Source organism: Bariatricus sp. HCP28S3_A7, assembly GCF_052066375.1.
Lineage (GTDB): Bacteria > Bacillota > Clostridia > Lachnospirales > Lachnospiraceae > Allocoprococcus.
Genome location: NZ_JBQHSG010000044.1, coordinates 1 through 10,850, shown reverse-complemented (window position 1 = coordinate 10,850; position 10,850 = coordinate 1). Strand labels below are relative to the sequence as shown.

Annotated in this window: 9 protein-coding genes; all 9 read left to right on the top strand. The window is 34.0% G+C overall.

Annotated features, from left to right (window positions below):
- The first annotated feature begins 73 nt into the window (after window positions 1-73).
- The 9 genes from ACTNA4_RS15385 (at window position 74) to ACTNA4_RS15345 (ending at window position 10,302) form a co-directional block, all read left to right on the top strand.
- Entirely contained in the window at window positions 74-400 is a 327-nt protein-coding gene (locus ACTNA4_RS15385; RefSeq protein ID WP_441030960.1) for a TnpV protein, read from the top strand.
- A gap of 192 nt (window positions 401-592) precedes the next feature.
- Entirely contained in the window at window positions 593-1,900 is a 1,308-nt protein-coding gene (locus ACTNA4_RS15380) for a plasmid recombination protein (RefSeq protein ID WP_441030957.1), read from the top strand.
- Window positions 1,901-1,980: 80 nt separating this feature from the next.
- Window positions 1,981-4,083, top strand: coding sequence for an N-6 DNA methylase (locus ACTNA4_RS15375; protein ID WP_441030954.1), 2,103 nt, complete (start codon window positions 1,981-1,983; stop codon window positions 4,081-4,083).
- The gene (locus ACTNA4_RS15370) at window positions 4,071-5,189 is read left to right on the top strand and encodes a restriction endonuclease subunit S (protein ID WP_441030951.1); all 1,119 of its coding nucleotides are present in this window, start codon (window positions 4,071-4,073) and stop codon (window positions 5,187-5,189) included. Before ACTNA4_RS15375 ends, ACTNA4_RS15370 begins: the two co-directional genes overlap by 13 nt.
- A gap of 14 nt (window positions 5,190-5,203) precedes the next feature.
- Entirely contained in the window at window positions 5,204-5,380 is a 177-nt protein-coding gene (locus ACTNA4_RS15365) for a RepB family protein (RefSeq protein ID WP_441030948.1), read from the top strand.
- Between the two features lie 36 nt (window positions 5,381-5,416).
- Window positions 5,417-6,940, top strand: coding sequence for an RNA-binding domain-containing protein (locus ACTNA4_RS15360; protein WP_441030945.1), 1,524 nt, complete (start codon window positions 5,417-5,419; stop codon window positions 6,938-6,940).
- 220 nt (window positions 6,941-7,160) lie between these two features.
- The gene (locus ACTNA4_RS15355) at window positions 7,161-8,348 is read left to right on the top strand and encodes a DUF262 domain-containing protein (protein ID WP_441030942.1); all 1,188 of its coding nucleotides are present in this window, start codon (window positions 7,161-7,163) and stop codon (window positions 8,346-8,348) included.
- Window positions 8,336-9,460: a DUF3696 domain-containing protein gene (locus ACTNA4_RS15350; protein WP_441030939.1), complete on the top strand. Its 1,125-nt coding sequence runs from the start codon at window positions 8,336-8,338 to the stop codon at window positions 9,458-9,460. The genes ACTNA4_RS15355 and ACTNA4_RS15350 overlap by 13 nt, the downstream gene beginning before the upstream one ends.
- A complete protein-coding gene (locus ACTNA4_RS15345) occupies window positions 9,448-10,302 on the top strand; it encodes a hypothetical protein (protein ID WP_441030936.1) in 855 nt (284 codons plus the stop codon). Before ACTNA4_RS15350 ends, ACTNA4_RS15345 begins: the two co-directional genes overlap by 13 nt.
- Window positions 10,303-10,850 lie beyond the last annotated feature (548 nt).

Genomic DNA, 10,850 nt, shown 5'->3' with positions numbered 1-10,850 from the left:
AAAAGCGCGCCGTAATTACAGGCACGTACAAAGAGACATCATTATGGAACTGATATAATAATTCGCTGTTTTTGTGCAGGAGACAGGAACTTTATTTTGCGAGACGACAGTTATTGGGGAGAAATCCGTTGGAAAATACGGGCGTATGTGGATGGCATTTATGAAAGAAAATCATTACGGAAGATATAGAAGTCTTATGAGATTTGGCAGGCTAAAGAAGAAAGCGGCAGATGTAAATGAGGAAGCATATGAGTTGTTGGAGACTATTGAAGAAAGGTGGCTGTCGAAGCATATTTCAAAAGCCGGGAATTCTTTTGTGGAAATGTATAAGCTGCGTACGCAGGCAAGAATGATGGCGGAGGAGGTAGTGCTTAGCCGGATTGTGAGACAGTATCATTAGTTTGAAATTATATGGTTATGATATGTCGGAAATTTATAGTGGAAGATGTACCTGCCGGCAATATTATATAACCCTCGGAGAGCCCCGCAGATTTGGCTTGCCAAATCTGCTAGGGGGTTATCATCTTTGGCAGAGCAAAGATGATAACAGCACTGCTCCGACAGAATTTATTACGGATAAAGGAGAAGATGAATGGGAGATGCATCATATACGGCACATGTCAGTAACAGGAAAAGTGCCATAACATCAAAGTCAAAACTGAAAACAGTTGCCAATCATAATCTCAGAAAATATCGCTCATCTGATTATAGCAGAGACAATATTCTTTTGCTATATGGAACTGAAAATCTTTATAAGGATGTGCAGGAGGTTTACCACAGGGAATTTGATGAGGCAGTAAGAATTTACAATGAAAATCAGAAAAGGAAAGACAGGAAGATTGACGATTATTTTGAACATGTATCGGAGCTTAATCAGGATATGGCTGTAGAGATTATTTTTCAATGTGGCGATAAGGAATTTTGGGAGAAACATGGAGATAAAGCAGAAAGAATGGAGTTTGTTTACAGATACACTCTGCGTAAGCTACAGGAGTTCATACCGGAATTCAAGGTGGCTAATGCGGTAATTCATTTTGATGAAGCAAGTCCTCATATGCATGTGGTCGGGGTGCCTGTGTATGACGGATATAAAAAGGGGCTTTCAAAACGGGTATCGAAGAGAAATGTATTTACACAGGAAGTGCTGTCAGGTGTGCTGCAGGACAAACTTAGAAGTGAGGCAGAAGGGTGTTTTAAGTTTAATGTAAAAGAGACATTTGCTGAAAAGAAGCAGGGACGGAACCGGGATTTATCGGTTCTGGAATATAAAGTGGCAAAAGAGTCTGAAAAGCTGGAGACACTTGCAAAGGATGTTGTAAAAAGTGAGTCAAGCCTGGCTGCATTATCAGGTTCCATAGCGGCTCAGAATGTACTGTTAGAATACACACAAGATGAATTGGAAGAAAAGCAGCAGGAGGCGGATAGGCTGACAGGACTTTTAGAACAGATAAAACAATATGTGGGAACATTCCGTTTATTTGCACCTACCATAGAAGAATATGCCATATCGGTAGAAAAGGGTGGCAAAATAGAAGCAGGAAACAGTTACAGGGGCATATTAAATGAACTGGGGCAACTGCTGGAGAGATTCAAGGAACTGATAAGAGAAGGGCTGTGCTGGTTTCCAAGACTTATGCGTTGGAAAACTTCTGTCGGAGAAGTTGCCCCGATTTTTAAGGATACCGATAATGGATACAGTTATTTGCTGTATGGCTATATGAATGTTGAAACAAGGGAGCAATATTTAAAGGAAGACTTACAGAGTGAAATTATTGCGGAAATGCGTGTCAGAACTGTGGAACAGATGGATGCCAATATAGTGGCATTGGAGCGTGATTTGGCAGAGATTTTGAGACTGAGTGGGGAGCAGAGAAGATTGTGGGAAGCGTATGAAAAATAATTATAAAATCTATGTGTATAAATCTTTATTATTAAAGATTTATGTGTTAAAATAAAGAAAAAAGAATGGAGACAAATGATATGTCAGAACAAACTATACAAGATGGATTGTATTCAATACCAGTAAAACTGGATAAGTTTACTTGTAGAAGTCTTGGTGCAACAACCATCAAGGATTTAGTTAAGAACAAGGAGATTTCAGGTCTTAATATAAAAGAGTGCGAAGGAATAAAAGCTAATAAACCTGATGTATTGGTTTTGAATAGTGATAAGCAAATAGTTATTTTTATAGAGATGAAGGAACCAAATAAGTTAAGAACAGAACAGCAAAGACGACTTGCAAAATATCAAGAGTTAGGTGTTGCCCGCAAGACAAAAGCTAAGATATATATGCTTTCAGATGGTGATTTTTTTATGTGGATTAATCCAATTACAGGGGAATTGATTGTTGATGAAAATGATGAGCCTATTAGTAGAAAAATTAATCCCAAAGAATTATCAGCGGAACAAAATAGGGAGTTAGCAGAGTTTATTGATGATGTTTGTTATTGTATAAATGATACAAATAATAAAATAGTTCCTAAGGAATATGTTGATCCTACTCCGTTAGCACAAAGGACGGCAAGAATTTTACAAAATATGTCTTTATCATCTGCGAAAAATTCTCTTTATACGTTTGTGGAAATATTTACTTTTAAGTTTCTGTCAGATATTGGTGTTTTAAAAGGTATATATTCTTTTAGTGGTATTTACCAAATATATAAGGAGCAGAGCGCAAAAGATGCATTTCAGCAGTATCTAACAACAGTTAGAAAGAAGTTATTGGAATTGTTCCCTGCGAATCCTGAAGATGGGACTACTATTATTAATGGACGAATTTTTCATACTGAGACAGATGATATAGGAAATCCAATTATCCATGAAAGTTCTGCTGATTGTTTTGGAAAATTGCTGGATTGTTTTCAGGAATATGAAAAAGAATGTGGAAGATTTTTGTATATTAATAAAGATTTTAAGTCGAAACTCTTTGAAACTTTTATGAAAAATAGTACTGAAAAAGATGGTATGGGTCAGTTTTTTACTCCGCTTAAAGTGGTGCGTGAAATGGTACGAATGGTAGATGTTAAAGAAGGGATGAGAATATGCGATCCAGCATGTGGTGTTGGAAAATTTTTGTTAGAAGCTGCAGCAAAAGTACCCACGCCATTTTATTTTGAAAATGGTAAACTGAAATCGAAAATTGATTTAGTCGGAATGGAAAAGAAGATGGAAGATAACACATTTGATTTGACAACAATACTTGCAAAATCAAATATTCTAATACATTATTCCGATTTGTTTAAAAATAATTGTGATTCTGTAGATAAACTACAGATGTTATCAGAAGAATTGCTTAATAAGGTAATTAAATCTAGCCACACGACATTAGGTACATTAGAACATTTATCTTTAAATCAATATGATTTAATTTTAGCAAATCCACCATATTATCAGAGTGGTGCTATAAGTGAAGCTAGCAAGTCAGTTAAAATAGAAAATTCAGATAGTAAAGCATATACAACAGGTGGGAGAGGAATTGAAGCACTGTTTACAGAATGGATAGTAAAATCTTTGAAAAAAGGAGGCGTAGCAAATGTAATTTTGCCGGATGGAATATTTACAAATATTGGTAACGATAAATTAAAACAATTGATTTTAGATGATTGTTTCATAGATAGTATTATTTCATTGCCGGTGGGGACTTTTTTCAATACGCCTAAAAAGACATTTATTCTTACTATACATAAGCGTTCAGAAGCGGAAATAGGTGTGACACAACCTTATCCTATTTACACTTATTTATGTAGCAGTATAGGAGAAACTATGGACACATATCGATTTGATATAGAAAGTAACGACTTACATGATGCGGTTGAATTATATAATCTGTATCGAACAAATAGAGAGAATGAAATTGCGGTATCAGCTGTTAAAGATAATCCAAGAGCGAAACTTTTAAGCATTGATAATTTTGAAGCAAGTGAGAATTGGAATGTAGAGTTGCACTGGTCGGATGAAGAAAAAATTGCCCTAGGAATTAAGAAGAAAGATACGGTTATGTCCATTGATGAGTTTAGTGGATATATTTCAGAATTGATGAATGATATAAAGGGATATCAGGAGGCTATAGAATGTCTGAAATAATGTATAAGGAATTTTTATTAAAAGAAATATTTGAACCTCATCAAGGAAATGCCATTTATACCAAAAAGGCGATAATATCAAATGGTTGGGAGGGGAATGTACCAGTAATTTCATCAGATACAAATAACAATGGTATATTATGCTATATATCAAATGAATATGTGAAAAAAAAGGATTATATAGATTATCCATGTATTACATGGACAGTGGATGGACAGGCAGGAACTTTGAAAAGTAGATTTACACCATTTGTTCCGAATAATCATTGTGGATATTTAATTCCTAAACGAGAAGATTTGTATTTGCCGTATTTAGAAATCGTGATGCAACCCTTGTTTTACCAAACAGCTAAAAATTCATCAAATAAAAAGGTGGGAAATAACCAAATTGAGAATTTGTTGGTTAGAATCCCTGTAAATGAATTAGAAAATCCAGATATAAGTATACAAAAGCAGTTGGCAGACAAATATTTCCTTGTTCAAGAGCAAAAGCAAAATTTGTTAGAAAAAGTTAAAGAATTGTCAAAAATAACAGTTGCTTTACCTGAAGACGAAACTATTAAATGGGGTTACCCATTGGTAACAGATTTATTTTATCCTAAAGGTGGTAATGCTGAATATACAAAAGTGTGGGTTTCTGAAAATCAAGGGAACATACCTCTGTATTCGGGTACAACTACTGGTGAATATGCCAAAATAGATAAGGCTGATTACAACGGAGAATATTTAACATGGTGCATAGATGGTCTTGCTGGTTATATTATGTATCACAATGAAGCTTTTAGTTTGACATGCCATAGGGGCGTTTTGCTTCCTACAGAAAAATGTGTTAATGTTGATTTACGTTATATAAAATTTGTTTTAGAACCTATATTCAGAAGCCGAAAAAAGGGGAGAGAAGGGGACATGGGAAAGAATGAATATACTTCATTAAAGCCAATAGCGATTAAGCGTATGAAAGATGTTATTCCAATTCCCGTGAGAGAAGACGGTACATATGATATTGATAAGCAAAGAGAACTAGCAGATAAATATGAACAGATTGCGGAAATAAAACAAAATCTCATAAATAGAATAATGGAACTAACGGAGATTGTTGTTATTTAGGAGAAAAATTAACTATGGCAAGAGAAAAAAAGAATGGAAAACATATAAATATGTATATTGAAAGAGAAATTTTGGAACAGTTGGACAGATATTGTGAAGCGGTTGGACAGACCAAGACAACTGCAATCGAAAGAATTTTAAAGAGTTATTTAGATGAATGGGAAGAAGAGGCGAAATTAGTTCAAGATTAGATCCAGTTACTCTAAGATGGAAAGGAGGGCAGCTATATGGTGGAAAAAGAATATTTCGGCGAAGGGAAAAATATAGAATTTAAAAGAGAAGTACCACATAATCATGAAAAATTCCTTAAGGACATTATTGCATTTTCTAATAGTTCCGGAGGAAAGGTGATAATTGGCATAGAAGATGAAACTAATATTGTTTATGGCATTGGCGACCAAAATCCATTTAAGTTATCAGATAATATTTCTAATATGATTTCTGATGCGTGTACGCCACAGATAGATCCGGATATTACAATGAGAACCATTGAAGGGAAAACAATTTTGGAAGTTGATGTGACTCCGGGAAAATTCAGACCATATTACATTGCGAGTAAAGGTAAGGAAACAACTGCGTATATTAGGATAAATGGAACCAGCAGACCGGCAGATGCAAGAAAATTGAAGGAATTAGAAATTGAAGGGCAAAACATGTCCTATGATAAAATGCAGTGTATTGGAAAAGGATATGATGAAAAGAAAGCATTGCATTTATGTAAAGAAATGAAACGGATTGCACTTGAGGCGTGTAAGTCTGAGGATGAAAAGGCTGAAGTCAAGGATATGACTCTTGAGAAATTGGAAGATTTTGGGGTGCTATGCCGAGCCGGAAAGTCTTTTACTGTTACGAATGCTTTTGAACTTATGACGGATAATAAGAATAGAAATGCTAAGATTCAGTGCGCATTATTTAAAGGGATAACAAGGGATATTTTTATTGACCAAAAAGAATTTACAGGCCCTATTTATGAGCAGGTGGATGATGCGTATCATTTTGTATTACGACATATTAATTTAGGAGCAGAGATTGATGGCATATATAGAAGCGAGGAGTATGAATTGCCGACAAAGGCTATCAGAGAAATGGTGGCAAATGCAGTTGTGCATAGAAGTTACCTTGATGAAGCGTGCATTCAGGTATGTATTTTTGATGACAGAATAGAAGTGTTATCACCGGGGATGTTATATGGAGGTCTTGATGTAGAGACTGCCAAGATGGGTAAATCGAGATGTAGAAATGCTGCTATTGCGGAAGCATTTCATTATATGCACATCATTGAGTCTTGGGGAACAGGAATTCCAAGATTATATAATAGATGTGCGGAATATAATTTGCCGGAGCCGTTATTTGAAGAATTTGGTGATGGAATTAAAGTGATAATGTTTAGAAAAGTAAGCAGTAATCAAGAAAAAGTAGGCAATATTGTGAAAAATATAAGCAATGCTCTTGAAGAAGTAGGCAACACTGCTGAAAAAGTAATCAATGAGGGAAAAAAAGTAAGCAACACTTTTGATAAATATATGCCGTTATTCAGGGAAGCGGAGCTAACAGACAAGTTTATCAAAAACATTGAACAGGTATTTGCTTCGTGTGGTACAGGAGTTCCATTTGGACAGGCAAATGTTCAAGAATGGTTGAATTGTTCTAAATCAAAAGCAACAAATGTTATGAATGCGATGAAAGCAGCTAGAGTTATTAGGAAAGTGACTGGTTATGGTCCGGGAAGGTATGAGTTTATAGAGCTATAAATGGGATAATAATTTGTGACAATATAAGAATAACAAATCAGGGTGCTGCAATATGATTTGTTATGTTGGAATTATTATATTTGAGTTTATGAAAATAAACAAGAAATTATAGGTCAAAGATGTAATGGTTAATTATGAAAAAGTACAAATTGCAAATGATGGCAAGAAGTACAATGTTCTTACAAAAAATAGACACAATATTAAGTAAGGAGATGCCAAAATGGAAGGAATATATGAGAACGACAGCATAGATGTAAAAATTGGTAAATTGGAAGCAGAAGAGGCGGGGATTGATTATGAAATCGAAAATATGGAAAACGATGAAGAAGAGGAAAATGAACAGCCATTCGATGCTGAAAAAATCAGAGTAGACCAGCAAATGTTGTCAGTAAAGTATATGTTGGAATTAATGGATCAGGACTTAATTGAGTTAAATCCTGGTTATCAAAGAAGACGTGTGTGGAAAGATAATAAGAAAAAGTCTCTATTAATTGAATCGTTAATGTTGAGAATACCTATTCCAGCATTTTATTTTTATGAAAATGAGGATGGAAAATATCAGGTTATTGATGGGCAGCAGCGGTTGACAACAATTAGAGAATTCGTGAACGGTGAATTTCGACTAACGGGTTTGGAATATTTGGGAAAAGATTATAATAAGAGAAAATTTAAAGACTTAGATACGAAATATGTCCAAAGAATATATCGAACCCAAATAGCAGTTAATATCTTGGATGCCAGGTCTCCCAAAAATGTCATTTATGATATTTTTAGGCGCGTTAATACTGGTGGGGTGAATTTGAATCCGCAAGAGATGCGTAATGCTATTTGCAAACAGGAAGTGCGAGATTTCTTAATAAAGAGCACTAAAAATGAAAATTACCTTCTTGCCACGAGGGGAAGAGTTAAAGATGACAGGATGGATTCTCAGGAGCTTGTTCTTCGATTCTATGCGTTTTATAAGGCGTACGATTACGAGAAAAATGTTTTGCATTATGATTATCCAAATATTGCAACAATGCTTGATGACGCAATTGAAGATTTGAATAAAATGCAGCCGAGTATGAGAGAAGAATTATATAAAAAATTCGATTTAGCAATGAGAAGAACTTATGATGCTTTTGGAGAATATGCTTTTTCTAAAGTTCAAAAAGATGGCAGAACTGTGAAAAGAAATATGGATTATATTAACAAGTCATTATTTTCGTCGTTTTCTGTTTTATTACTTAATCACAGTTATGATGATATCAATATAAAGTCAAAAAAGGAGAAATTATTGTTAGGATTGGCAGATGCTTTGGCAGATCATTATTATACAAATTCGATTACAATTGGAACAGGAGACAAAAGAAATGTATATACAAACTTTGAGTTTTCAAGAAAGGTGTTAGAACAATGTCTTGTATAAAAATAGAAAAAATGATATTAAAAAATTTTAAGTGTCATAATAATTTTGAAACTGACATAAAACAATTAAATATATTAACAGGAAGTAATGCATCAGGAAAGTCAAGTTTTGTTCAGGCATTACTGTTAGCATTTAAAAGTTGGGAAGAGTGTGAGAAAAAAAAGATAGGTACAAATAAAATTTATGGTATGAATTTGGGAATACCATTGAATATTGTTTCAGAGGATTTAGAACAAAAAAATATTGAAATACAAATATTTATAAATGGAAATGAAAATAGAGTTGTGTTAGGGCTCCCAGATGATAATGATGAGTTGTGCTTTGATATTTGTAATTGCGATGAAATTATGGAAGTTAAAGAACAAGAATGTAATTTAAGTAAAATGCATCTTTTCTTTTTAAATGCGGAGCGTAAAGGACCAAGAATTGTATCGCATATTAATGATATCATACCATTTTCTGTAGGAAATACAGGAGAAAATACAAGCTATATACTTAGTGAAATGGATAAGTTTCAAAAAATTAACTCTGGATTTCAGTTGCCTAATGATTTGAAAATATCTGAGATTGACAGATTCTCTGCTAATTGTGAAGCATGGTTAAATGTAATTATCCCTGATACTAAAATCAGATATAGCGTTGATATAGAGAAGAACATTACTACGTTAATGTTGCAGAATCAGGGAGAATTTCACCTACCGGTAGCTACAGGATTTGGTATTACATATGTATTACCGATTATTGTTCAGGCACTGGTCGCAAGTATGATTGAGAATTCTGTGCTTGTTGTAGAAAATCCAGAAGCACATCTACATCCATTGAGTCAATCCAGACTAGGAAAGTTTTTGGCATTGATAGCAGTAAATGGTGTACAGGTAGTTATAGAAACACATAGCGAACATATTGTGGATGGTTGTAGAATTCAAACTGCTAAAGAGAGGCAATGTGAAAATATGAAAATATTGTTTTTTGAGAAAAAAGATAATAACAGCATTTGCCATGATATAGATGTGCAAGATAATGGTGAGCTTGAAGAATGGCCTAAGGGTTTTTTTGATCAAAAGCGTGCAGATTTGCGTGAGTTACTGGAGATGAGGAGATGTGGAGAATAGATTTTTATTTGTTGCCTTCGAGCAGTTATCATGACATTGATGAATATGAGGCATTTGAGTTTGGGGAGAAAGTAGCATATTTATGCAATAATGAAAAAATGTACGTCCCAGATGAATTTTATGGTATATCCGATAAAAACGGAATAACAGCTATGGATTACCTATATGGAAAAGCACAAAGTGATATATCAGATTATCTAATGGAAGTAATTTCAAAACAAAAGACCAGTTCTGATACGTATTTTGAAATTAAGAATAAGGCAGAGTATGGATATTTACCTATAACTCAAAAGGATTTACCTGATAATTCAAAACATTTGTGTGTTATGAACATAAAAAATGTGGAAGAAGATAAATGCTTGAAGGTTAACGATGTGATAAAGATAAAGCGTTTTTATATAAAAAGGGTAGTTGACTATAAAATATACGCGGATAGAGTGAGGGAATGCTTTCCTAATATTATTTTTCATGATGATGCATTCGAACATGTGGAGAAATTGGGAAAATGCGTTGATATTGTAGAGGAATTGACAAGACATTTGACAGTTTTAAATGACAATGGTAAGAAATTGTATGATTATCATAATAAAAATGAAAAAGATACATTAGCTGAGCTTAAATCAGGATATGATATCATATGTTCTGGAAAAGGTTCAAACGAAGAGAAGAGTTACAATAAAGAAATTATTTATAATGACAAGAAATTTCAATTGACATGCAATCCGCATACTAAACTGTATAATAAAAGAACAGATCAACGTATTTATTTTTGCTGGGGACGTGATGAGATTGAAAATCATAGAATTATTGTCGTTCGTATAGGTGATCATTGGGATGAATAGCTAAAAGAAATACAATATGATAAATATAAGGAAGGATGTGTAGTGCTTTTATAACAATTAATGTTTGTTATAAAAAATGATTTGGTGTTTGCAAAATTCCATTATTAGAGTCATAATATTGTCAGGTACATTGATACCCATTTGTGATACCTGAATGATACCTGAAATTTTGAAAAATGAAAATATTTAAGAGAAATAGACGAAAAGACGCTATTTCTGAAAGCTAAAAATCCTTATAAGCAGATGAAATAATATGATTAGCAGGGAGTTTGAATAGTATCCACAAGTCTTGGAAACCGCTAAATAAGCGGTTTCTGAGGCTTTTCTTTTTGCTCTGCTACTATTTTGCTACTAATCGCAACTACTCTCACTTGCTCAGTTTCACATCGTTTTTGATAGCAAATTATAGGATTATGTATTGTGCAGACGAATCTGCATGATTATTCCGAGACTCTTTGAGCCACCTGTCCGGACTTTGAGAGCCACCATTCCGGAGATTGGGAGCCACATATTCCGGTAATTCAGAGCCATTTTGCAAGGCTCTGTTA